This is a genomic window from Vagococcus sp. CY52-2 (assembly GCF_022655055.1).
Lineage (GTDB): Bacteria > Bacillota > Bacilli > Lactobacillales > Vagococcaceae > Vagococcus.
Map to the genome: position 1 here is coordinate 1,008,813 of NZ_CP093384.1, position 25,323 is coordinate 1,034,135.

The 25,323-nt window shown below is 32.9% G+C and carries 22 protein-coding genes and 1 pseudogene; 7 read left to right on the forward strand and 16 right to left on the reverse strand.

Features of this window, described 5'->3' with window-relative positions; genetic code table 11:
- Positions 1-170 precede the first annotated feature (170 nt).
- The 3 genes from MN187_RS05100 to MN187_RS05110 all read left to right on the forward strand — a co-directional run bounded on the left by MN187_RS05100 (position 171) and on the right by MN187_RS05110 (position 3,790).
- Entirely contained in the window at positions 171-530 is a 360-nt protein-coding gene (locus MN187_RS05100) for an NAD(P)H-dependent oxidoreductase (protein WP_241699012.1), read from the forward strand.
- Positions 531-1,415: 885 nt separating this feature from the next.
- The gene (gene xerS, locus MN187_RS05105) at positions 1,416-2,495 is read left to right on the forward strand and encodes a tyrosine recombinase XerS (protein ID WP_117972339.1); all 1,080 of its coding nucleotides are present in this window, start codon (positions 1,416-1,418) and stop codon (positions 2,493-2,495) included.
- Positions 2,496-2,614: 119 nt separating this feature from the next.
- Positions 2,615-3,790 carry a DUF998 domain-containing protein gene (locus MN187_RS05110; RefSeq protein WP_117972340.1) on the forward strand — a complete coding sequence of 392 codons (1,176 nt, stop codon included), beginning with the start codon at positions 2,615-2,617 and terminating at the stop codon, positions 3,788-3,790.
- A 32-nt stretch (positions 3,791-3,822) separates the two neighbouring features.
- Here MN187_RS05110 and MN187_RS05115 read toward each other — a convergent pair whose 3' ends face one another.
- A complete protein-coding gene (locus tag MN187_RS05115; protein WP_241699013.1) occupies positions 3,823-5,412 on the reverse strand; it encodes a bifunctional aspartate transaminase/aspartate 4-decarboxylase in 1,590 nt (529 codons plus the stop codon).
- 203 nt (positions 5,413-5,615) lie between these two features.
- Positions 5,616-7,130, reverse strand: a complete 1,515-nt coding sequence (locus MN187_RS05120) for a UDP-N-acetylmuramoyl-L-alanyl-D-glutamate--L-lysine ligase (protein ID WP_117972342.1) — start codon at positions 7,128-7,130, stop codon at positions 5,616-5,618.
- A gap of 196 nt (positions 7,131-7,326) precedes the next feature.
- Between MN187_RS05120 and MN187_RS05125 the strand changes: the two genes are divergently transcribed.
- Positions 7,327-7,764, forward strand: coding sequence for a hypothetical protein (locus MN187_RS05125; protein ID WP_117972343.1), 438 nt, complete (start codon positions 7,327-7,329; stop codon positions 7,762-7,764).
- Positions 7,765-7,789: 25 nt separating this feature from the next.
- On the opposite strand, the pseudogene MN187_RS05130 reads toward MN187_RS05125, so the two are convergent.
- The 5 genes and pseudogenes from MN187_RS05130 to MN187_RS05150 all read right to left on the reverse strand — a co-directional run.
- Positions 7,790-8,008 (reverse strand): annotated as a pseudogene (locus MN187_RS05130) (exonuclease domain-containing protein); the annotation flags it as partial.
- A gap of 101 nt (positions 8,009-8,109) precedes the next feature.
- Positions 8,110-8,859 (reverse strand): ABC transporter ATP-binding protein, encoded by a 750-nt coding sequence (locus MN187_RS05135; RefSeq protein ID WP_241699015.1) that lies wholly within the window; start codon positions 8,857-8,859, stop codon positions 8,110-8,112.
- A complete protein-coding gene (locus MN187_RS05140) occupies positions 8,852-9,733 on the reverse strand; it encodes an ABC transporter permease (RefSeq protein ID WP_241699016.1) in 882 nt (293 codons plus the stop codon). The genes MN187_RS05135 and MN187_RS05140 overlap by 8 nt, the downstream gene beginning before the upstream one ends.
- Entirely contained in the window at positions 9,730-10,719 is a 990-nt protein-coding gene (gene trpX / locus MN187_RS05145) for a tryptophan ABC transporter substrate-binding protein (protein ID WP_117972346.1), read from the reverse strand. Before trpX ends, MN187_RS05140 begins: the two co-directional genes overlap by 4 nt.
- Before the next feature lie 323 nt (positions 10,720-11,042).
- A complete protein-coding gene (locus MN187_RS05150; protein ID WP_117972347.1) occupies positions 11,043-11,708 on the reverse strand; it encodes a hypothetical protein in 666 nt (221 codons plus the stop codon).
- Positions 11,709-11,882: 174 nt separating this feature from the next.
- Between MN187_RS05150 and MN187_RS05155 the strand changes: the two genes are divergently transcribed.
- From MN187_RS05155 to MN187_RS05165, 3 genes are all read left to right on the forward strand, one after another.
- Positions 11,883-13,433, forward strand: a complete 1,551-nt coding sequence (locus MN187_RS05155) for a cell division site-positioning protein MapZ family protein (protein WP_242093477.1) — start codon at positions 11,883-11,885, stop codon at positions 13,431-13,433.
- 68 nt (positions 13,434-13,501) lie between these two features.
- Positions 13,502-15,202: an Rqc2 family fibronectin-binding protein gene (locus MN187_RS05160; protein ID WP_242093479.1), complete on the forward strand. Its 1,701-nt coding sequence runs from the start codon at positions 13,502-13,504 to the stop codon at positions 15,200-15,202.
- Between the two features lie 7 nt (positions 15,203-15,209).
- Entirely contained in the window at positions 15,210-16,412 is a 1,203-nt protein-coding gene (locus MN187_RS05165; RefSeq protein WP_242093481.1) for a hypothetical protein, read from the forward strand.
- 31 nt (positions 16,413-16,443) lie between these two features.
- Here MN187_RS05165 and MN187_RS05170 read toward each other — a convergent pair whose 3' ends face one another.
- The 9 genes from MN187_RS05170 to MN187_RS05210 all read right to left on the reverse strand — a co-directional run bounded on the left by MN187_RS05170 (position 16,444) and on the right by MN187_RS05210 (position 25,320).
- Positions 16,444-16,731, reverse strand: coding sequence for a type III secretion system protein PrgN (locus tag MN187_RS05170; protein ID WP_117972351.1), 288 nt, complete (start codon positions 16,729-16,731; stop codon positions 16,444-16,446).
- 119 nt (positions 16,732-16,850) lie between these two features.
- Complete coding sequence (locus tag MN187_RS05175) at positions 16,851-17,477, reverse strand: YfbR-like 5'-deoxynucleotidase (RefSeq protein WP_117972352.1); 627 nt, start codon at positions 17,475-17,477, stop codon at positions 16,851-16,853.
- 23 nt (positions 17,478-17,500) lie between these two features.
- Positions 17,501-17,908 carry a phosphate-starvation-inducible PsiE family protein gene (locus MN187_RS05180; protein ID WP_117972353.1) on the reverse strand — a complete coding sequence of 136 codons (408 nt, stop codon included), beginning with the start codon at positions 17,906-17,908 and terminating at the stop codon, positions 17,501-17,503.
- A 106-nt stretch (positions 17,909-18,014) separates the two neighbouring features.
- Positions 18,015-18,635 carry an orotate phosphoribosyltransferase gene (pyrE, locus tag MN187_RS05185; protein ID WP_117972354.1) on the reverse strand — a complete coding sequence of 207 codons (621 nt, stop codon included), beginning with the start codon at positions 18,633-18,635 and terminating at the stop codon, positions 18,015-18,017.
- Entirely contained in the window at positions 18,632-19,357 is a 726-nt protein-coding gene (gene pyrF / locus MN187_RS05190; protein WP_242093483.1) for an orotidine-5'-phosphate decarboxylase, read from the reverse strand. Before pyrF ends, pyrE begins: the two co-directional genes overlap by 4 nt.
- Positions 19,354-20,274: a dihydroorotate dehydrogenase gene (locus MN187_RS05195; RefSeq protein ID WP_242093485.1), complete on the reverse strand. Its 921-nt coding sequence runs from the start codon at positions 20,272-20,274 to the stop codon at positions 19,354-19,356. Before MN187_RS05195 ends, pyrF begins: the two co-directional genes overlap by 4 nt.
- Positions 20,271-21,050 (reverse strand): dihydroorotate dehydrogenase electron transfer subunit, encoded by a 780-nt coding sequence (locus tag MN187_RS05200; RefSeq protein ID WP_242093487.1) that lies wholly within the window; start codon positions 21,048-21,050, stop codon positions 20,271-20,273. Before MN187_RS05200 ends, MN187_RS05195 begins: the two co-directional genes overlap by 4 nt.
- Positions 21,051-21,065: 15 nt before the next feature.
- Positions 21,066-24,245 (reverse strand): carbamoyl-phosphate synthase large subunit, encoded by a 3,180-nt coding sequence (gene carB, locus MN187_RS05205; RefSeq protein WP_242093488.1) that lies wholly within the window; start codon positions 24,243-24,245, stop codon positions 21,066-21,068.
- Positions 24,238-25,320: a carbamoyl phosphate synthase small subunit gene (locus MN187_RS05210; RefSeq protein ID WP_242093490.1), complete on the reverse strand. Its 1,083-nt coding sequence runs from the start codon at positions 25,318-25,320 to the stop codon at positions 24,238-24,240. The genes carB and MN187_RS05210 overlap by 8 nt, the downstream gene beginning before the upstream one ends.
- Positions 25,321-25,323: the final 3 nt, after the last annotated feature.

Sequence of the window (25,323 nt, forward strand, 5' to 3'; positions counted from 1 at the left end):
GCTATAGCTATAAAAATTTCAAAACTATAAATATAGAATTTAACTAAATTTTAAAGACAAACAAATAAGCAACGAAAACCAATTGGCTTCTGATACTTAAAATCACTATATTGTACTCATCCACATCATTTGATGTAAAGCCAGGATATTTTGAAATAGTTTTAGAAGAAATGGAGCGCATTAAAAAAGTTGATACCATAATATTTGTATTTTCGATTTATTGGCACAGTTTACTAGCTATGTTAAAAGGATGTATAGATAGAGTATTCAATTATGGTTTTTCATATGGAAACGGCAATAAATTACCGATCAATAAAATTAGATGGGTTCCTATAGCTGGAAATACTCGCAAGAAGTATAAAAAAAGAGGATATGACCTAAATATTGAACATAAACTTAATATAGGAATAGCAGATTATGCAGGTGTCAAAGACTCTGAAGTTAATTACATTTGGAACAGTTTAGGTGAATATATTGAAAATGAATCACAATCTACTTACTTTGATAATCTAATGAAAAAAAGCATTTGATTATGAAAAAATATATAAAAAATACTCTATTCTTTATTTAATAAAAGAATAGGAATCGTTTTAACTTGTCTAGAACATTTAATTCCATATTAAGAAAAAAGTAGATATAGATTCGAAGATGTTTCAGAATCTAATCCTGCCAAATAATGTTTGGGTATAATATAGTTTTAAATTTACAGCCAGAAAATTTAAAATTATAAAAAGCTCTCAGAAACTTATAAAACTGAGAGCTTTTTCATTATCAACATAACAACATGAAATCAGATTCAACAATAATAGACTAGGTACTAAATTTTCATGAATAATTATTTTATCAATTTGGTTTACATAATATATATTAAACGAAGTTGTTTTAGGGATTAAAATCTACCAGATATACCATGTTATTCATAAAACACATCATCAGCATGAGTCATTCAATTAATTAACCATATATAAGTTTATTTAACTAAATAAAACCTATATAACTTAATATGACTTCTAGTATTATTATATTAACATGACTACATGATGAAGTTTATTTATATTATATGATAGTTAAAAATATTAAGTATTCATAATTCATGATTATTTATATAGTTTAATTGGTTATCTAATTACTATTAAATAACAAATATCTTATATATTTACTATAATAATAAAGCTGATTAATACTCTTATTAATCAGCTAAATAACTTATATAATATTGATTTAACCTAAGTAAATAGAACTCTATCAAACATTTTAAAGATTCATAGATACTTTTTTACCTTTCTTGAAAGTATCATCTTTCAAGAAAGGTAAAATATATTATTATTTTAAAATAACAATATATCATTAGTTTCATTGACTTATTTAAAAATAAAGGATATTATATATACAAACATACGTTTGGAGGTTATCTTATGTCTCAAGAAAAAAATATCAATCGATTAGAATTGGAATTACAGACTCTTCCCTTCTTTGTTCATGAATATGTACAAAAAAAAAGCATTGTTCCCTATTCTGTCACCACTCTATATGAATATTCTAAAGAATTTCGTCGCTTTTTTGACTGGTTAAAACATGAGTCTCTTATTTTTTCAGATACTGCTAGTATCACACTTGAAGAAATGAATCATTTAACATATGAAGATGTCGAATTATATAAAGGCTACCTTCTTTCATCACCACGTCTTGGAACAAGCTCAGACGGAAGGCTAAGAAGTCATGTAAGTATTCAGCGCTCCATTACAGCGTTAAAATCATTATTTCAATTTTTAGCAACTCAAACAGAAAATCAAGATGGAAAACCATATATACAACAAAATATTATGTTAAAAATAGATAATGTTAAAACTGGACGAACACTTCAAGATAGATCACGAGCAATCGAAAAGAAAATTTTAATAGGTGATGAATCTCTAGAATTTATTGAGTTTATTGATACGTCTTACGAAAATTTATTAACTAGTCATCAAGCAAAGTATGCGTTTAAACGAAATAAAACACGTGATTTGGCGATTATTGCTCTATTTTTAGGTACTGGAATTCGTCTATCTGAATTAGTCAATATGAATGTGTCAGATTTGGATATCTCTAATATGGAAGCGACTGTTATTCGTAAAGGCGGATTTAAAGACACCACAATGATTTCTTCTGTTTTTATGGAATACATTAGTGAGTACGCTAAAGAACGCCACACTCTCTATCATCCAGAAAGAACTCAAAAAAGTTTATTTCTTTCACTCTATCGAGGAAAAGCACAACAAATCGATCAATCAACTGTTGAAAAATTAGTGGCAAAATATAGTAGTGCTTTTAAAACACGTATTACACCACATAAATTACGACATACGGTAGGAACACAACTCTATAAAAAAACAAATAGTTTACTGACCGTCTCTCACCAACTAGGACAGACAGGAACGAGTGCTACTGCTCTATACACTCATTTAGTTGATGAAGAAAAAAGAGAAGCAATTAATGATTTATGGACTAATTAAAGTCATTCATTCTTTGAATGGCTTTTTGTATCTAAATTATGATTAAATGGTCTCATCATTATGACGTATTTTTGTTATAATTATTTTTATAAATCGAAATATGACTAAGGAGTTGCATTATGTCTCAAAAAAAATATCGAATTGACATACCAGCCTCGTTTATTGATGAAAATAAGTTAGAAAGCGATAAAGTTTTACAAGTTAGAAAGGAAGATAATCGTCTCATTCTTGAAAAACCAATGATTGTTAAAAATAATGAAGCAATTTCACTTAAGTATTTCATTTATCCATCTATTGTGATGACACTAATATTTTGTTATTCTATTTACCAAAAATCTCTTGAACAAATTCCTTTAACTGGTAATTTTTCTATTGCTAGCCATTTAATTTATTTAGGATTAATTAGTGGTATGTGTTCTTTTTCTTACTTTTTTATTAAAGGAAAACGAAATCCTAAAAACAAATCAACATTGGATATCTATTGGCGAAATGTCCCTACTATTATTTTTTCATTTACTGTGACATTAGCCCTCTTGTTGTCTTCATTCTTTTGGATGATTAGTAAACTATTTGTTGGAGCTAGCTTTGATGAATTTACTGCAATAGCTATCTTTTTTATGTTTGCCTGTATTATTAATTATTTTATGATTTATTCTGCTAACATATTTACTTCATCAATGATTGTGTCTTTATTAATAGCAGTGATTATTGGGGGTGTTTTTTTTGCTATGTTAACAAATAGTCAAAGCAAGTGGTGGCAACATAACTTTAGTTACCTTGGAACAAATGAAGCGATAAGGAGTTGGCCATTTAATTTAACGCTTATTTTAGCTTCTTTACTAATGATTGCTTTAGTTGATTATTTGTTCGTTAACTTAAAAAATCATGGCTATCATGGAAGAGGTATCACTATTTTACGTATTTTGATGATATTACTTTCTCTTTCATTAGGTGGTGTTGGCTTCTTTCCTAATAATGAAGGCGTCTGGCATGAATTACACAATCATGCTGCTAACCTTTTAGTATTTATTATCATCCTTCTTATTATAGGGATAAAATGGCTTTTACCCAAAGTCACAAAAGAATTTTTGATTGTCTCCTATGGAATAGCTATCATTTTATTAGTAGCAAATTTTCTATTTGAAACGATTGGTTATTTATCACTTACTGTTTTTGAAATTATTGCGTTTGGATTAGCTTTTAGTTGGATTTTATTATTATTACAACATATTAATCGACTATGTGCTTATGAAAATGATGTGATTTTAGTTAAATTAGAAGAGATTACTAAATAAAGAGATGTGAAGGGGGGTACCTTCACATCTCTTTATGATTGTTTTTTAAATGCTTGATAGTACTCATTTAATAATTCTAGCATCTGTTGTCCAATTGTTTGATAGTCTTTGGTTGGTAAATTTGCTTCAGATACACGTAAGTCACCCGGATTAGCTCCAAATCCAACGCCATCCATCAAAACAATTCCATTTTTTTGCGCAAGATTAATTAAAAAATCAATTTGTTCATAATGAGTTTTTAAATAATGACTAAACTCAGCCCCATATTTTTCTTCTGCCAAATGATAAATATTAATCATTGAATAATACTTAGCATTTTTGGAACTGTCATCTTTAGCATAATTTAAAGCAGCATGTAATTTTTCGTAACGTTCATTTACTAATTTTTTTGAAGCCTCGATATAATCATCACTTATGTCTGATACAACTAAATGAGTTAAACTAAATAAAGCTTCCATAATTTGCGATGGTGTTGATAATCCTGCAATATGATATAACCCAATCGACCGGCTATCTGCTACCATTCGATCAATAAAACTCATTTCTTCAGTATCTAATACGACAAGATGATAACGTTTATTTAATTTATCTTGTTCTTCCTTAGGCAACTCTTTAATTAACTTATCAAAGACATTTTCTTTATGTAATCCAATGATACCTAGTCGCCATCCTGTTGCACCAAATAATTTTGAGTAAGAGTACACTAATAATGTATTAAAAGGAACAACAGAATAGACTGTTTGAAAATCATTAACAAACGTGCCATAGACATCATCCGTAATAATCATTAAATCAGGGTTATTCATCACTGCTTTTTTTATTTCTTTTAATGCTGTATCATCTAGTGCTTTTGATCCAGGATTACTTGGATTAACTAGGAAAAAAGCTTTTAGCTCTGGATCATTTAGTTTATCAATAGTCGCTGGATCTATTTCCCAATTATGTTCCTCTTTAGAACTTAAATCTAACTCAACTAGTTCATAATCATTTAACACAGGAATTTGTAAATAGGGAGTAAAAATTGGGGTATTAATTGCAATTTTATCACCAGGTTTGATTAACTTGTTTTCTTTTAAAGAATTAAACGTATAAACAATGGCAGCACTCCCTCCTTCTGTAGGAAAAAGAGTGGTATCATTTGCTAAGTCTACTCCATTATATAAAACACTTTGCAAGTATTGATTTAATATCATTTCAGTATATTTTAACACACGATTTGGTGACGGGTATAAATTTCCCAAGACACCATCAACAAATTCTTTCACTACATCATCAAGAGTCAATCCTAATTTGTTCTTCAAATAGTCTAAACAAAGGACTAAGAATTGATCTGTTTCATTAGTTTGAGGGGATAAAAATTGTACTAAACGTTTAGATAGTCCCTCTAACTCTGTGTAACCAACTAAATCACCATCGGAAATCGTCCGCTCAGATTCTTCAATACCAAATTCTACTAATCTAGAGAATGCTAAACGTGCTTTCTTATTAATCCAATTGGGATTGCCACGCCCAGCATTTAAATAAGGATTCCCTTTTGCATTAATCTTTGCTAACTCAACCATCTTTTCACTAATTTCAAAGGCACCCAGTGTCTCTATTTTTTCTTCATCAGAAGTATTCATCTTGTTATCAACCTCCACTAATTAAAAACAAATGTTTTTATTGTTAAATAATGTGTTATAGTATAACATTTCAATGAATTAATTTCATTTATAAAGTATCATATTCAATAAAATATCATATGTTTCATAAAATTATCATATCGATTTTGAATATAAAAAAAGACTTAGATAAATTTCTAAGTCTTTTGGTTCGCATAATATTATTATGGTTTCTTTAAGATGTGGTTTTCAGCAATGGTATAATCTCCCAAATACGGGACATCTCTTCCTTGTATCTTTTGATATAAATCTCGACCTTTCCCTGCTAATATAACAGTATCATGGCTCGTAGCTAAATCTAATGCTTGTTTAATCGCTTCTTCTCTATCTATTACAATATGTTGAATAACATCTTTGTTTGTAATGTATTGACTAATTTCATTAATAATCATGACAGGATCCTCGTATCCAGGATCATCAGATGTGAGAAACACAATATCAGTATACTCATTTAACACATCACCAAAGTCTTTTCTTCGAGACGTTGCCTTATCTCCCGTACTACCAATCACAGTAATAATTTTCCCATCTTGATGTTCATTTTTGGCAAATCCTAATAAACTCGTTAAACTCACTTTATTATGAGCATAATCAATATAAACAGTAGAGCCATTTTTTTGAATGAGTTTTTCCATTCGACCAGGCACAATGGCTTGTTCTAACCCTTTTTTACAACTGTCAATATCAACTCCTAATAATCTAGCAGCCATCAAACTAGCTAAAGCATTGTCCTTATTAAAGTCCCCCATTAAACTTAATTCGTAATGATCACACAAATCAAGCACATCTTCCTGTGCCTCAACACTAAAACTTGAGGCATTTTCTCCCTTTTCCCAGTAATAAGTTGCAGATTTATCATGCGAACTATAAGTAAGGGTTGGGATGTTTCTATCTTGTGCTTCTTCTAAAATTAACGCCACATCTTTTGTTTCTTTGTTTACAATAAAATGTTTTGAATGTTGAATTAATTGTCTCTTACAATAATAATAATCATCAAACGTTGGGTGCTCTATTGGGCTAATATGATCTGGCGAAATATTAAGGAAAATCCCAACATCAAACATCAGTTTATAGACACGATTTAACTTATATGCCTGTGAAGATACTTCCATTACTAAATGTGTCATCTTATTATCAACTGCTTGTGCCATCATACGATATAAATCCATTGACTCGGGGGTTGTTAAATGAGACTTAAAATAAGTCTTTCCATCTAGTGTGGAATTCATCGTAGAAAACATTGCTGTTTTATGTTGGTTAAATTCATCCAATATATATTTTAAAAAATATGCTGAAGTTGTTTTTCCTTTTGTTCCTGTAAAAGCGACTACTTTTAATTTCGTTTGAGGGTCATCATAAAAAGCCATACTAATCAAAGCCATTGCTTTTCTAATGTCTGTCACAATGATTCCTAAGCCACCATTCACCTCAAAAGGCATCTCTGATATATAAACAGATAACCCTTGAGACATAGCAGCCATTAAATACTCTGCTTTAAAACTAGCTCCTTTACAAAAAAATAACGTCTCACTTGATACATCCCTTGAATCATATGATAAATGAGTGAGGGTTTTATCCTCAACGGGAAGATTATAGTGCCACTCATTGTTATATATAAATTCTTTTAATAACTTATTTTCTTTTAATAATCCTTCTACTTGGTGCAATGAAATCGTCAAAAAAACCACGCCTTACTAATTATAATTTATTGATATTATATCATACTCTTTTAACAATCGTCCTTATTAGATGTTATACACAAAAAAATTAAAATAATATTTTATCAAAAGAAAGAACTATTACCAGTTTCACGACCTTTTATGCTATAGTAGTAATATAAAAATTGTTTTTTTATCACACTTTGGAGGGATTATTATGAAATATGTCAAATCATTACTATTCTTTATTATCGCAACATTTTCATTAACTGCCTGTACAAATTCTAATTACAAACAAGAACTCACCAATCATGATTGGACCCTAATTAGAGAATCAGAAGAGCAATTCCCACCTTTATTGGTAAGATTTGATCATGATAAGTTATTATCTAAAATTGATAGCAAATCTTTTAATAAAAAAGATAAAGATTACGTTGGAGATGACCTTGCAAAAAAATTTGCCAAAGAACTATCAAACAATACAGAAATCGAATCACGATACACAATTGATGGAGACAAGATCACTTTTAAAAATACTCAGCTAGACATAAAAGGAATTTATACAATGTCTCATGAAGGAAAAGATATTATCTTAACCCCAACTGATAGCGTTGATAATACGGATATGATCATTAAACTTATTCCTAAACAATAATAAATAAGAAAAGCTAGTTAATCGATTAAATGACTTTAACTAGCTTTTTTAGTGACTCTAAACCAAAATGATTAGCTTGGTATAACAAAATATTCGCACAAGCTAGACTATCGTCTAATGCGTTATGGTGATTGTCTAAAGAGATGCCTAACTTTTTACTAACAGTATTTAATTTATGGTTTTCAAATTCTGGAAATAGCGTTTTACTTGTTCGAACTGTACATAACGACACATAATATGGTTGATGGTTGATCTAAGCCATACTAATCTAGACATCCTTTTAAAATAAAAAAAGTTAGATTAAATAAAACCTCCCAATTCAAGTTTCCAGGAGGTTTAGTTTGGTTATAAGTTGAAAAAAGTTAGTAAATCAGCTAATCCTAATTGTTTTTTTTGTGTTTCATCTATGTCTTTTTGAACTTGCCCTGAATCTAACACAATTAATCGATTGCCGTATTTCAATGCATCTTCCATACGGTGTGTAATCATTAGACACGTTAATTTATTTTCTGAGATGGTCTTTTCTGTTAAATCCATTAATTGCCGACTTGTTTTAGGATCAAGAGCGGCTGTATGTTCATCCAATAATAATAAATCGGGTTTTTGAATTGTTGCCATCAATAAACTAAGTGCTTGCCTTTGACCACCTGATAGATTACCAGTTGGTGTATCTAAATGATGTTCTAACCCATTTCCTATTTTTTGGCATTGTTCAAAGAAAAATTCTTTTTGTTGTGCTAATTGGCGTTTTTTAAGCCCTCTTTTTTTTCCTCTGAGTTGAGCCAATAATAAGTTCTCTGAAACAGTCATTCTTGGGGCAGTACCTAATTTAGGGTCTTGAAAAACGCGCGCAATATACTTTGCTCTATTTTCTTCACTTTGATTCGTCACATCTTCACCATTGAGTTCTACTCTACCACTGGTTAAAAATAACTGACCAGAGATGACATTAAATAGAGTTGACTTACCTGCTCCATTTCCTCCCAAAATAGTCACAAATTCACCATGAGGTATTGAGAGATTTAAACGATCCATAATATGACGTCCACTTGAAATAGTTTTAACACCATTGATAATATCTAATGCATTATTCATTGATACTTCCCCCTTTTTTCTCACTAAATTTCTTGCTTAATTCTGGAATAATTAAGCAAATACCTAGAATAACAGAAGAATAGAATTTCAAGTAAGTTGTATCAAAACTTAATTTAATTACAGCCAGTATCAATAATTGATAGATAATACTTCCCACTACAATTGCAATGAATCGTTCTAACATGGTCAGTTCTCCAAATAATAGCTCTCCTAAAATGATAGACGCTAAGCCAATGACAATAACACCAATCCCTTTATTAATATCAGCATAACCATCACTTTGTGCTATTAAAGCCCCTGATAATCCAATTAGCCCATTTGACACAATAAGTCCCAAAATCTTCATTTTATCTGTATGAACCCCTAATGATTTTGCCATAACTTCATTATCACCAGTTGCAATGTAAGCTTGTCCTAAATCGGTATTTAAAAATGACAATAAACAAAATATCACGATGATTACAACTAGTAACCCAATCAGTATAACATCAAAATTAGCCGGCAAATGGGCAAAGTTTAGTAATGAAAAGATTTTTGGTTTATTAAGCAGTGACAAGTTAGGTGATTTCATGACAAACAACATCACTGAATTGAGTGCACTCATTACTAGTATTCCTGAAAGAATGACTGGAATCTTTCCCTTAGTATAGAGTAATCCTGTCGTTAAGCCTGCTAACATACCTGCCATAACTCCTAACAATGTGGCTATAACAGGTGATACACCATTGGTAATAGCTGTAACACAAACAGCACCTCCAAGAGGGAAACTCCCTTCTGTTGTTAAATCTGGAAAATCCAATATTCTATATGTTAAATAAATGCCTAGGCCCAGTACTGACCATAATATTCCTTGTCCTATTGTTGATGCAATCATTTTTTAGCCTCCTCTTTTAACTCTTTTGGAATAGTTATCCCTAATTTTTGTGCTTTTTCTTCGTTAATAACTAAGTCGCCTGTATTAAAGGTATAAATAGGTGTATCACTTGGTATTATTTTTCCTGTTAAAGTACCAACCACCATTTTAGCTGTTTGAACACCTAAGTCATACTGATTAATGCCTATAGTAGCGACACCGCCTTCTTCTACCATTGTATCCACAGATGGGAATATCGGAATATTTGCTTCATCTGCGATTGAAACAATTGTTTGGAACCCATTAGCAATTGTATTGTCTGTTGGGGTATAAATAGCCTCTACCTCACCTGTCATAACGTGAGTCATTTGAGAGATTTCGTTGGTAGAAGGAACTGCATACGTTTTAACCTCTATTCCCTCTTTTTCTGCTATCTCTTTAAAACGATTAACCTGTGATAAAGAATTATCTTCAGCTGATGAATAAATAACACCAACTGTTTTGATATTAGGCATCAGTTGTTTCATTAATTTCAATTGTGCCTCAACAGGTGATTGATCACTGACTCCTGTTATGTTGCCGCCAGGTTTATTATTACTTTCAACTAATCCAGCCGCTTTTGGATCACTAATTGCCCCTAAAATAATGGGGATATCTTTTGTCTGATTAGCTAATGCTTGAGCAGCTGGTGTAGCAATTCCTACTAACACATCGGGTTTTTTACCAATTAGCTGCTGACTCATACTTGATAATTTACTTTGATCCGCTTGACCATTTTGAAAATCGATATTAATCGTTTCTTTGTCTTTATAACCTTGTCTTTCAAGTTCTTCAACAAATCCTTTATAGATTAAATCAAGAGATGGATGACTAACAAATTGCAAGACGCCAACTTTAGGAATGGGTTTCACTGTGTTTGTCTCTTGCTTTTTCATCCCCATTACAAATGACCCTACTAAAATGAATACTAAAAGATAGACTGAATATTTTAATCGTTTATTTTTCATATTTTTTCCTCCTCGAAATAAAAAAGACAATAAACCCGAATGAAACGGTTTATTGTCTTTGTTTTTCCCACAAAAAAACCGCATAGATATGATTTCTATGCGATAGGATCTGTCTGATTATTCCTTAGCATAGATACCTCTTTAGAAAATCTCTAAAAGCTGTATCTATACACCCGTACAAATACAACTATCTACGCCAAGTTTGCCATGATATATTATGTAAAAAGAATGTTTGACTATTATCTTGTTTTTTCATGGCCATTTCCTCATTTCGTTTTAAATTTGTTATTATAATATCGCTAAAACGGACACCTGTCAATCAATTATTCAAAAATAATTTCTTTCGTTTTCTTGCGAGCACTGCTATCAGTTGTAGAATTAGTTAAACTATCATCCACTTTTTTAGCTACTTTTATGCGTTTAGGTTTTTTTCGAGCAATTTTTGGCTCAATAATGGCGATTAATTTTTCGTCTAGGACCTCAAGCCCTCCCGTTAGTTTATCAAAAGAATATCTTCCTTTTTCTTTGCCATCTTCTATGACGATAAAATTATTTTTCGCTGTTAATTTATATTGTTTCGCAATATCTGTAAAATTATAAATTGGTTGGATATAATTTATTTTCCAATCGATTGTCTCCAATGGCGTTTTCTGTGTCAATAATTTTTCCACTGTCGATAAACTTGGATTCCCTTTGGCATCAATTACAGCAACAATATGGGACTCTTTATCTGATAAAACAGTCTGAATATCTGTCTCTTTAGTTGGAATAACTTGTTTGTTATCAGATTGTAACTCCGAAATAGCATGAAGTTGTTTTTCCCTTATAGTTGGTCTAACAGCCGAAACAAATACTGACATAACAACAAAAAGAAGTGTTATTAAACTAATAATGATAACAAAACGTTTATTTGACTTAATCATATCTAGCCAATTGACTTTTTTTAGGGAATGAAAAAGTTTTTTTACTTGCCGTTTAAATTCCGTCATTAACTCCCCACCTTATTTATTCTAGGAACATTATAACGTAAAAAAGTTTCTTTGAGAATAGTCGATATTGAAAGATTAGCAATGGATTCTTCTTTTTGACTACTAATTTTATACTGAATGGTTTATAATATATAGGTTAATATAATTATTCAAAATAATAAGGAGCGATTTCTTTTGACCAATGAAGTAAAAAAATGTCCAAATTGTGGTCATATATTTAAAGCAGGAGAAACCTATTGTCCTAACTGTGATTTATTTATTCCGATTGATAAGCAACATAATATATCTAAAGATACACTAAAAAATGAGAGTCAATCTGACTTAAACAAAAAGACAACTGACGACTCATTTAACCAATCAGTCCCAACGTTTAAACATCGAACACTATCTAATCAAACTAATGATGAGAAAGTCATGGATGAAGACGAGACAAAACAAAGCCCTATTACAGAAGATAAACAGACTGTCTCAGATGAAAAAATGGACAAATCTATTAATAAGACCGTAATACACAGCCCCCAAGAGGAAGAAGATAAAGAAGTAGATAATACTAAAGAAGAAAAAGAATTAACTAAGTCTACATCACTAATATCTGATACGAAACAATCTAATCATACTCCTCCTACTAAGAATAACAAAACAAAAATTTTAGTAGGAATTATCATTTTGCTCATTGTCTTTGGTGGTGGGTATGTCTATAACTCACAAAAAAAACAGCATGAATTAGAAACAACATTAAAGTTGACAACTAGTGCTGAAGAGGCTATAGATAATTTATTCATGAAAAATCAAGGAGATATCTTTTTGAAAAAAGGTATTACCCAATCAGATATAAAAAATGCCGAAGATAAAGTAAACGAGATAAAGGGTAATGAGCAATATGATAAATTAAATGAACGCTTACAGCAAGCTATTAAGACATTCACTCGTTTAACTGCCATTAATGATGCCTTTAAAACACCTATTATTGAAGGCAATCAATTACTGACTGATGCCTATGTAAAAGATGATACAAAACTAACGCTTGAAGCAATTGATCCTGAAAAAAATGGTTTTGACAAATTATATAATGAAGCCATTAAGGATGCGACAGATCAAAAATCTGCCATTAAAACATTTAAATCGACACTTGAAAAACTATACAGAGATGATAAAGTAGTTAGTGAACCAAGTAAACAAGTGTATAATGAAGCTGTGAAACAATTAGCTAATATCAAAGATCCTAGCTTAAAATCTGACTATCAAGCTACATTAGATAAAGTCAGTAAAGTAATCGACGAGCAAGAAAAACAAGCTGAAGAAAAACGTCAAGAAGAAGAAGCAAAACAAGCAGAAGCCGCTAAAGAAGAAGCTGAAAAAAATAATCAACAAGCGCAAACAAACGACAATAATAACACCCAAAATGGAAATTCATTTACCCCATCAACCAATGGTGGCCGTTGGGGAACGAGACAAGATTCTACAATTGATTTATCAAATCCAGCTTGGTCATGGAATGCTGGTGTACAAGAAAAAGTCATTTCTGAAGTAATTAGTCGAGGGTATGTTGTGGATGGTGGTTACACACTTGTCCCTAAATTTATTGAAAATGGTGTTGGATTCTATGATTTATATGCTACAAAGAACTCAAAACTATTTCCAAATAGTAAACCAGAAGAATTCCCTATATATGTTGTAACAATTAATGATAAAACTGGTTGGTTTAAAGGAAACGGACCAAATTAAACGTGAAAGGAGAAATAACATATTAACTGTTGTTTCTCCTTATTTATTTTTTAAAAGGAGGTTTTACCATGTCATTTGACGGTATATTGACTCATTTAATGGTAAACGAATTATCAGATACATTAACCAATGGAAGACTATCAAAAGTTCATCAACCCTATGATAATGAATTGATGTTGGTTTTTAGAAACCATTCCAAAAATCACACACTTTTATTATCAGCAAATCCAAATTATGCTCGTATTCAACTAACGAATATCAAGTATAAAAATCCTACTACCCCTCCAAACTTTTGTATGACACTTAGAAAGTATCTTGAGGGAAGTATTTTACAAGAAATTAAACAAACAAATAATGATCGAATTATTTCCTTTTCTTTTGAAAGTCGGAATGATTTAGGTGATTTGGAGAGTATTGTCTTAATTGTAGAATTAATGGGTAGACACAGTAACATTATCTTATTAAATAAAGATACACAAAAAATTATTGATACGATCAAACATGTCGGAATGAGTCAAAATAGTTACCGTTTACTTCTACCAGGAGCTGACTACATTAATCCACCACTAAAAAACACACAAAATCCTTGGACAATAAATAATGAAGAGTTGTTCAAAGAGTTAAATAGTATGGCTGATTTAACGCCACAAGCCATTCAGCAACAATTTGAAGGATTCTCTAAAGATACTGCCAATGAGCTAGTTTATCGCTTAATAAAAAGTGACACTTATAAGGTGACAACTTGGAAAAACTTTTTTAATGAAATGACCAATCATTTAAATCCAACAATTGGGTTAGTGAATCAAAAAGAACGTTTTGCCCCTATCCCCTATCAAACTTTTGATGAAAATTTATCACAGTTTGATACACTTAGTGACATGTTAGATGCTTTTTATGAAGGCAAAGTCGAGAAAGACCGGGTAAAACAACAAGCTGGTGAGCTAATCAAAAAAGTGACAAACGATATTAATAAATTAAAAAAGAAAACCAAAATTCTAGAAAAACAACTTGTGGATGCTGATAATGCAGAGATTTACCGTGTCAAAGGAGAGCTTCTCACGACATTCTTACATGAAGTAAAACGTGGCGCTACCAGTGTTGAGCTACCAAATTATTATGATAATGATGAACCAATTAAAATTAGTTTAAATGAAGCTCTTACACCAAACCAAAATGCACAAAAGTACTTCCAACGTTATCAAAAGCTTAAAAATGGTGTGGCGGTGGTAAAAGAACAGCTAAATATTACAAAATATGAATTACTCTACTTAGAGTCAGTTTTAGCACAATTAGATATTGCCTCACCTAGTGATGTACAACTAATCAGAGATGAGTTGATTGCTGGAAAATACATTAAAAATAAAACAAAAGATAAGAAAAAACAAAAAAATAAACCCTCTAAACCATTGCAATTTATATCAAGTGATGGCGATATAATTTATGTCGGGAAAAATAATATTCAAAATGATCAGTTAACACTGAAAACTGCCAATAAAAATGATATTTGGCTACACACTAAGGATATTCCTGGCTCTCATGTCATTATAAAAAATAATGATCCAAGTGATCAAACGCTTTTAGAAGCAGCCTTGCTTGCAGCTTACTATTCTAAATATCGTCTTTCGGCTTCCGTTCCTGTTGATTATGTTGCCGTGAAACATGTGAAAAAACCAAATGGTGCTAAACCTGGCTTTGTTATTTATGACAATCAAAAAACATTATTTGTTACCCCAGAAATTAATGAAATTAAAAAAATAAAGGAGTGTTAATGATTTTATGTTACGTTTTAGAACGGTTCTATTAGGTGTTGTTGGAATAGGTTTAGCTGTATTTGCTATATCTTATTTCATTTACCGCTATCTCTTCAAAAAAGAATTAAAAAATAAAAAATTAAATATTTTAATGATTATGTTAATCATAGGTGGAGGTGTATTGGCTTATATTCCAGCAAAACAATATGTTCAATTAAAAAAAGGAACGATTAATCACAGTCATGTTGTTACATACAATGGACAAAAAATTAAAACTGAAGCAAATGCAATAGAACGATTAACTTTGCCTTCTGTTTATGGAAGTATAGATGCTACACACCCTTCCGTTGTCGCTCTTGACGAACCTTTGGACGGTTATAAATACTGGATGGCTGTTACCCCTTATCCAAAAGGGAAAGCAATTTATGAAAACCCACATGTATTTAAATCAAATGATTTAGTTTCCTGGATTCCAAATGAAGCAAATCCTTTGGACGAACCCAAAAGTGAAAAATTCAATGAGAATAATACACCCATGCAATACGATTCTGATACTCATATCATTTATAACAAGGAAGATAATCGTCTAGAAGTTTTTTGGCGCTATGTTGATGACATTAATAAAAAATCAATTATTTACAAACGAACCTCAACAGATGGAAAAACGTGGACACCAAAAGAAGTGGTATTTAATGGAACAAAACCTGGTGAAGACTGGATATCACCAGTATTTATTAAAGATGAAAATGGATATAAAGTTTGGTATGTCGCTCACGGATATAAGATTTGGACTAGAAATAGTGTGGATGGTAAAAAGTGGAGTAAATCTATTGAAGTAACTGTTCCTTATGAAGAAGATAATATGCATCATTGGCATTTAGATGTACAAAAAACTGATTTAGGCTATGAAATGATTGTGGTTGGCTTTAAATCAAATGGTGACTATAAATTATCCGATCGTCATGTTATGAACCTATACTACTCTAAATCATCAGATAATAAAAAATGGGATACCTTAAAACCTATTATATTCCCTTCAGGAAAACGTGTAGGATACGATGGCAAAGGCTTATATAGAAGTGCCATGCTAAAAGAAGGAAATCAATATCATATTTTCTATAGTGGAATCGGATATGACGAAACACGAGGTGTTGGTATTTCAACAGGAACAGATATTAATCATTTAAAAGGATTAAACCTTTCTGATTATGAAGGAAAAATAAAATAAATTGTAAAAACGAGTAGAAAACTACTCGTTTTTATATATGTTTTTTTGTTCGTTTAAATTTCTCTTTATGATCATCATATTCATCTTGTAATTTTAGTAACTCCCCATATACCCAATCCATTGATTTACTAGTTGCTAAAGATAATGAATAGATAAAAGATACTGGTAACGATTCAATGCGTCTCTCTCTACTGACCCAAGTCGCGACGGTTGATTGTGGGTATTGAAACTGTTCACAAAATTCTTGTACGGTATAATTTAAATGATTAATAATGAATGTATTAATAGGGTGCGGATATACAAAGGTATTAGTTGTCATGGTGGCAAAATCTCCTTTTATTGTTTATATCTTGTTTGCGATAATAGTTTAATCTTAATTTTATTATAATAAAAAAATACTAATTATCCTAATGATAATTAGTATTTTTTTCCTATTTTCTATAAGTATTGATTCACTTGTTCAATAAAATCATCTTTTCCATAAAATGGCTTATCTAATAATTCAGGAAAAATTTCCTCAAAGAAATAAATAACTGATGGACGATGTTTATACTTCTGAATGGTTTGAATTGCTTCTAAAAACATTTCTCTATATACAGTTTCAGGATTATTTTTAACAATTTCTTCAAAAGATTCATACAATAAATCAACTTTATCTGCAATAGATAAAATTTCACCTTCTATCGTATCATCTTTTCCTTCAAATAAACGTCTTCGATAAATGTCTTGAAATTCTTTTGGTATTTCTTGGGAAATAAATTCTTCAGTCATTTTTTCTTCTACTGTTTGTAGCATCCCTCGTAGTTCTTTGCTAGCATATTTAACCGGCGTTTTGATATCTCCAATAAATCGCTCTGTATAATCATGATTTAATGCCTTCTCATAAAGACTTTTCCAATTAATTTTTACACCGTGATGCTCTTCAATATCACCTAATACTTGAGCGATAGATGAAACTCGATAGGAATGCGCTGCAACTGTATGCGGTGTGAATTTAAACGACCCTGGTGCGCGAACAATCGTTTCTAAGTTGTTTAATCCCAAAATAAAATCATTTAATCCCATAAAAAACACCATCCTCTTTAAACTTATTTATTTTTTCTAATTTTTTCTTTTGCTTTAATTAACTCTAATAAATACAATGTTAATGTCAATATTAATATCGCAATTGTTAAAAGTAATGTCTGACCACCGTTATTGTGTACAACTAATAACTGACGCAAAATAGCTGTGATACTAATTAATACTAAATATTTAATAGGAACATTATGAGCATCATCAATATATTGCAGTGTCATAATAATAAATTCAAATAACATAAAGAAACCTAAAATATAATCGGCAATCGAATCAATCGTTCCTACATCACCATGAATAAAAATTAGTTTAACAATATTTACCAAATCAAATCCCATATAAATAACAATTAACAGGGCTAAAATGGATAGAAAGATATTCATTATCAAGCTTAATAAACGCATTAATTTTTCTTCCATAACTCCTCCTAAATTGAATGAATACCTTTATTAAATAATAAAGTATTTAATAATGCAACCATAAAACGTTACAAAAAAACCTACGACATGATCGTAGGTCATTTTTTTAGTTTAACCAAGCAGAAGGATCTTTTTTCCACTCTTGTAATAACAAGCGATCATCTTGTGAAATGTAGTCATTTTCTATCGCAACGTCGATTAATTCATCATAATTCGTTAATGTATCAAATGGAATGCCTGCTGCTTTGAAATTTTCTACACCACTTGGTAATTGATACGTAAAAATGGCAGCAACACCCAACACGTCTGCCCCTTCACGTTTAGCTGCTTGAGCGGCATCAATCACGCTACCACCTGTTGAAATCAAATCCTCAATAATAACCATTTTAGCACCATTATCAATACGTCCTTCGATTTGATTTTTCTTGCCGTGATCTTTAGATTTTCCACGGATATAAACCATTGGTAAGCCAAGTTCTTCGGCAACCCATGCAGCATGTGGAATCCCTGCAGTGGCTGTTCCAGCGATCACTTCAACACTCGGGTAGTTTTCTTTAATTAAGTTCGCTAATCCTTTAGCGACCAATCTACGCACATCAGGGTAGCTCATCGTTAAACGATTGTCACAATAGATTGGACTTTTAATCCCACTCGCCCATGTAAACGGCTCATTTGGACTTAACGATACTGCTTTAATGGATAATAATTCTTTTGCGATTTGTTTCATTTATGATTCTCTCCATTCCACTCGTTTTTGATTTCTAGATAGGCAGCATAAGGATCTTCTGCTTTTGTAATTGGTCTTCCTACGACAATAAAAGTTGAGCCATTTTCTCTGGCTTTGCTTGGTGTCATCACACGCTTTTGGTCACCAACGTCATTACTTTTCAATCTAATTCCTGGTGTTAAACAAACAAATGACTCACTGGTATGTTGTTTAATGTCTTTGGCTTCATGAGCAGAACACACCACGCCATCAAGTCCTGATAATTGAGCCAATACAGCATAGTGTCTGACACTTTCATTTAGTCCAACTGAAATAAGTTGTTCTTGTTTGACTTGTTCATCACTAGTTGAGGTTAGTTGAGTGACAGCGATTAACTTGGGCACAGACTTGTTTTTTGGTGTTCCCTCTTGTAATCCTTTGTAGGCCATCTCCATCATCTCTTTACCACCAGCAGCATGGACATTGGTTAATGCCACCCCTAACTTAGCAATACCCTTCATAGCAGAATAGACTGTATTGGGAATATCATGAAGTTTTAAATCAAGAAACACATCATGTCCATTATCAATCAACCACGTTACAATACTTGGCCCTTCTTGATAAAATATTTCCATTCCTACTTTCAGATAAAGTGATTCTTCTTTTGGAAAATGACTTAAAAATAATTCCATGTCTTTTTTACTCGGTAAATCTAGTGCAATGACTGGTCGTTTTTCTCTCATTGTCTAGCCTCTTTCACTTCTTTTATTAATTGTTCAATCGACTCAATCCCTAATTCGTCCATCTTACTTGGCAATTCATCAATTAACTTCGGACAAATATACGGGTCAGTGAAATTCATTGTTCCAACAGCGACAGCACTTGCTCCAGCTAAGTACATTTCAATCACATCATCTACTGTAGACACACCACCCATTCCAATAATCGGAATGTCGACTGCGTGAGATACTTCATGAATCATGCGAATCGCCACTGGTTTAATCCCTGGACCTGATAATCCGCCAGTTCCATTAGCTAATACAGATTTTCTTGTTTTTAAGTCTATACGCATACCAACTAATGTATTAATCATCGTAATTCCATCTGCTCCAGCCTCTTCTACTGCTTTTGCAATGGGTACAATACTTGTCACGTTTGGTGATAACTTGATGTAAACAGGCACATTAGCTACTGACTTTGCTTCTGCTGTTAACTCCGCTGCCACATCAGCACTTGTTCCAAACGCAATTCCACCGTCTTTTACGTTAGGACATGAAATGTTAAGCTCAATCGCTTTAACATTTGGTGCGTCCCCAATTCTTTCGCATACTCGTTTGTAATCATCTACCGTTGAACCAGCGACGTTTGCGATAATTGGAACATCGTATTTTTCAAGAGAAGGCAATTGATTTGCCATAACGGTTTCTAATCCCGGATTTTGCAATCCAATAGCATTTAACATGCCACTTGGTGTTTCAGCGACGCGTGGTGTGGGATTACCATAACGCATGTCAGCTGTTGTGGCTTTTACCATAATCGCACCAAGTTTACTTAAATCATAATACTTAGCATATTCATCACCAAAACCAAAACAACCACTAGCCGGCATAATTGGATTTTTTAATTCTAATCCTGGGATACTCACACTTAAACGACTCATATTATCACTTCTCCTGCTTTAAATATTGGCCCTTCATCACAGACTTTTTTATTAACCTTAGGATCTTTCTTAGACTGACAGACACAGGCATAACATGCTCCCACACCACAAGCCATTCTCTCTTCCATAGATAGATACACATGAGGGTGATCTATAAAAGTCGTTTCAACTGCTCTTAGTAACCCTGGTGCACCACAAGCAAAAATTGCTTTAGGTTCGCCCGTTACAGCTTTAACTTCGTCAATCAACATCCCAACATGACCTTTTACACCATATGAGCCATCATCTGTTGCAATGTGTAACTGACCTAATGCACTAAATTCTTCTTCATAATACATCACATCTTTTGACGCAAAACCATTTAAGAAATAAATAGTTGCTCCTTTTTCTTTTAATCGACGTCCTAACTCATAAAGAGGAGGAACACCAATCCCTCCACCGATTACATAAACAACATCATCTTTTTCTACCATTTCTATATCAAATCCATTACCTAAAGGTCCTAAACAATCTAGTTTATCGCCAACTTGAGACTCACTAAACGCTTTTGTCCCATCGCCTTCAACACGGTAAATGATTTTGCACGTTTTATCGCCATGATTTACTTCCGCCAAACTTATTGGGCGTCTTAATAGTAAATCTTCTCTCGGAACACGAATATGAATAAATTGACCTGGTGTTACCATCTCTTGCGTTAAGTCTCCTCTTAACGTCATTTCGAATATACGTGGTGCTAATTCAACTTGATTGACAATCTCCATCATCTCTTGTTTCATATTCAATCTCCTTTTTTATAATGATAATGCGGTAAAACTTCTAGCTTCTAATACTTTAAGTATCGCTTCGGCTGTATCAAGGGACGTCATAAGTGGCACACCATTTTCGACTGCTGAACGTCTGATTCTAAACCCATCTGATGTTTCTTTTACATTGTTTCCTGTGGTATTAATCACTAGGTTCACTCTATTTGAACGGATGCTATCAATGACATTAAATTGATTAGTTTCAGCAATTTTAGCGACTGTTTCAACAATTAATCCTTGATCTGTTAAATACTTACTTGTTCCTTCTGTTGCGATAATACCATACCCTATGTCTGAAAAACGTTTAGCCAAACTTAGTGCTTCTTCTTTAAAATCATCTGATATGGTAAATAGAACATTTCCATAATCTGGTAAGTGCATGCCACTTGCTTCAAATGCTTTATAAAGAGCTTTTTCCATCGTACGATCTGTTCCCATGACTTCACCAGTAGATTTCATTTCTGGCCCTAATTGGGTGTCAACTTCATGTAATTTGGCGAATGAGAACACTGGGGCTTTAACGTGAACCATCGGACTTTCTTTATATAATCCTGGTTCATAACCAAACTCTTTCAATGTATGACCTAAAATTAATTGTGTCGCAAGTTTGGCCATTGGGATATCTGTTACTTTACTTAAGAAAGGAACCGTTCGGCTAGCACGAGGATTGACTTCAATCACGAAGACGTCTTCTCCTTGGGAGATAAACTGGATATTCATGATACCTTTACAGTTTAATCCTTTAGCTAGTTTTTGTGTGTAATCAACAATTTTATCAATCACTGGTTGGTTTATTGTTTGAGGTGGATAGACTGCCATCGAATCTCCTGAATGGACACCCGCACGTTCAATATGTTCCATAATACCAGGGATTAAGACATCTTCCCCATCACAAATCGCATCAACTTCACACTCTGTTCCGACAACATATCGGTCAATTAAAATTGGATGCTCTGGTGATGCTTTTACGGCTTCAACCATGTAACGTTTTAAGTCTTTTGTGCTCCAGACAATCTCCATCGCACGACCTCCTAAAACATAACTTGGTCTAACTAACACAGGATAGCCAATTTTTTCCGCAATTTTTATCGCGTCAGCTTCATTAGTCGCCGTCGCTCCTTCAGGTTGAGGGATGCCAAGTTCTTGTAACGCTTGTTCAAACTTATCACGATTTTCTGCTCTATCTAAATCTTCTAAGGTTGTTCCAATAATTGGAATACCGTGTTTTGTTAATCCTTCTGCTAAGTTAATCGCTGTTTGACCACCAAACTGAACGATAACGCCTTTAGGTTGTTCTAACTCTACGATGTTAAGCACATCTTCTAATGTTAATGGCTCAAAGTATAGTTTATCTGAAATTGAGAAGTCAGTTGATACAGTTTCTGGATTGCTATTGATAATAATCGCTTCATAGTCTTGTTCTTGAATGGCTTTAACCGAGTGAACGGTTGCATAATCAAATTCTACCCCTTGACCGATACGGATTGGACCAGAACCAAGGACAATCACTGATTCTTTATCTGTTTTTTCGCTTTCGTTTTCTTCTTCGTAAGTACTATAGAAGTATGGTGTTTCTGAAGCAAATTCTCCAGCACATGTGTCCACCATTTTATAAACTGGTAAAATTTTGTGCTCAGTTCTAATATTTTTTACGTCTTCTGCTGTCATATTCCATAATCTGGCAATCACAACATCTGCAATACCATAACGTTTCGCTTCTTTTAATACTTCGATATCGTTTGGATTGTTGGATAACGCATCTTCTAATTCAATGATTCGTTTGATTTTATCTAAGAAGAAGATATCAATTTTTGTAAACTGAGCAATGTCTTGAATCGTCATGCCTCGTCTAATACCTTCTGCTACTCTGAATAAACGGTCATCTTTTGCTTCGACCATTTGTTTAATTAACTCATCATCTGACAGATCTTTTGATTCTTCTGAGTCAATATGGTGTAACCCAATCTCTAATGATCTCACCGCTTTTAATAATGACTCTTCAATCGTACGACCTAACGCCATCACTTCTCCGGTTGCTTTCATTTGGGTACTTAATAATCTATCTCCGTGTTCAAACTTATCAAATGCCCAACGTGGAATTTTTGATACCACGTAATCTAATGCTGGTTCAAACATCGCATACGTTGTTTGCGTCACTGGATTTTTCATTTCATCAAGTGTTAAACCGACCGCTATTTTCGCGGCAATTTTTGCAATCGGGAATCCTGTTGCTTTACTTGCTAAAGCTGACGAGCGACTCACTCGAGGATTTACCTCAATGACATAATAGTCATAACTATCTGGGTTTAAGGCTAACTGAACGTTACATCCACCTTCAATTTCAAGGGCTTTAATAATTTTTAGTGACGCATCTCTTAATAGCTGAACTTCAACATCAGATAATGTTTGGCAAGGGGCAAATACGATTGAGTCTCCAGTATGAATTCCGACTGGGTCGAAGTTTTCCATGTGACACACCACAATCGCTTGATTCTTTTTATCTCTCATTACTTCGAATTCGATTTCTTTATAACCGGCGATACTTTTTTCAATTAAACATTGGTTAACAGGGGACAAGCTAATACCATTTTTTGTGATAGCTATTAATTCTTCTTCATCGTCACACATACCACCACCTGTTCCACCAAGTGTGAAAGCTGGGCGTACAATTAAGGGATAACCGATTTTTTTACCAAATTCGACTGCTTCTTCTACTGTATGAACAATCACACTTTCAGGAATTGGCTCATTTAACTCTTCTATTAATTGTTTAAATAAATCTCTATCTTCTGCCTGGTCAATGGCACTGATTTTAGTTCCCAAGAGTTCAATCCCTAATTCTTCTAAAATCCCTTTGTCATTTAACTCAATCGCCATATTTAATCCTGTTTGACCTCCAAGTGTCGGAAGGATAGCATCTGGGCGTTCTTTTCTTAATACCTTTGTGACAAATTCTAATGTGATAGGCTCGATATACACTTTATCAGCAATGTCTTTGTCTGTCATAATTGTCGCGGGGTTTGAGTTGATTAATACTACCTCATAACCTTCTTCTTTTAAGGCTAAACATGCTTGTGTACCGGCATAGTCAAATTCAGCTGCTTGTCCGATGATAATTGGTCCTGAACCAATCACTAATATTTTTTTTATATCGTCTCTTTTAGGCATGTTTATTCCCCCAGTTTTCCATTAATTCAATAAATTCATCAAAAATTGATACTGCGTCATGTGGCCCAGGTGCAGCATCTGGATGAAATTGCACTGAAAAGGCTGGATGATGTTTATGTTTAACTCCTTCAACTGATCCGTCATTAATATCAACGTGAGTTAACATTAATTCTGTTGTATCTAAACTATCAAGTGACACGGCATACCCGTGATTTTGAGAGGTGAAGTACACTGAGTCAGAGGCAATCTCTCTGACAGCATGATTTCCGCCACGATGTCCAAAACGCATTTTATACGTATCAGCACCATTTGCTAAACTTAGAAGTTGATGACCTAAACAAATACCAAAAATTGGGACAACACCTTGAAGTTTTAAAATCGTTTTTAAAGCAAGTGGTAAATCTTTTGGGTTGCCAGGACCGTTTGATAACATCACGCCATCTGGTTGATACGATAAAATCTCATCTGCTGTTGTATCATAGGATACTACTGTGATATGACAATCGCGTTTGATTAATTCTCTTAATATACTTTGCTTCATGCCAAAATCAATAATCACCACGTTTGCACCCGTTCCTGGAATGCTATAAGGTTTAGTAGTTGAAACAGCTTGGACTTGTGTTGACGGTAAAACAGTCGCTCTTAATTGGTCGTAAGCATGGTTTATGTCAGACACAACATCTATAATGCTTGCCTTCATTGCCCCTTTTTCACGAATTTTTTTCGTTAACGCACGAGTGTCAATCCCGCTGATTCCTGGAACACCTTTTCGTTTCAAGAATTCATCTAATGTTGCTTGTGAGCGCCAGTTTGATGCTACTCTAGCGACATCTCTGACCACAACAGCAGAACAAGCTGGAGACATAGATTCAAAATCATCACGATTTATTCCATAATTTCCAATTGTTGGATAAGTGAATAATAATATTTGCCCTTTAAAACTTGGATCCGTCATCATCTCTTGGTATCCACTCATTCCTGTTGTAAATACTAACTCACCAGTAGCAGAATTTGGCGCACCAAATCCTTCTCCTTCATAACACGTTCCATCTTCTAAGATTAACAATCGCTTCATTTA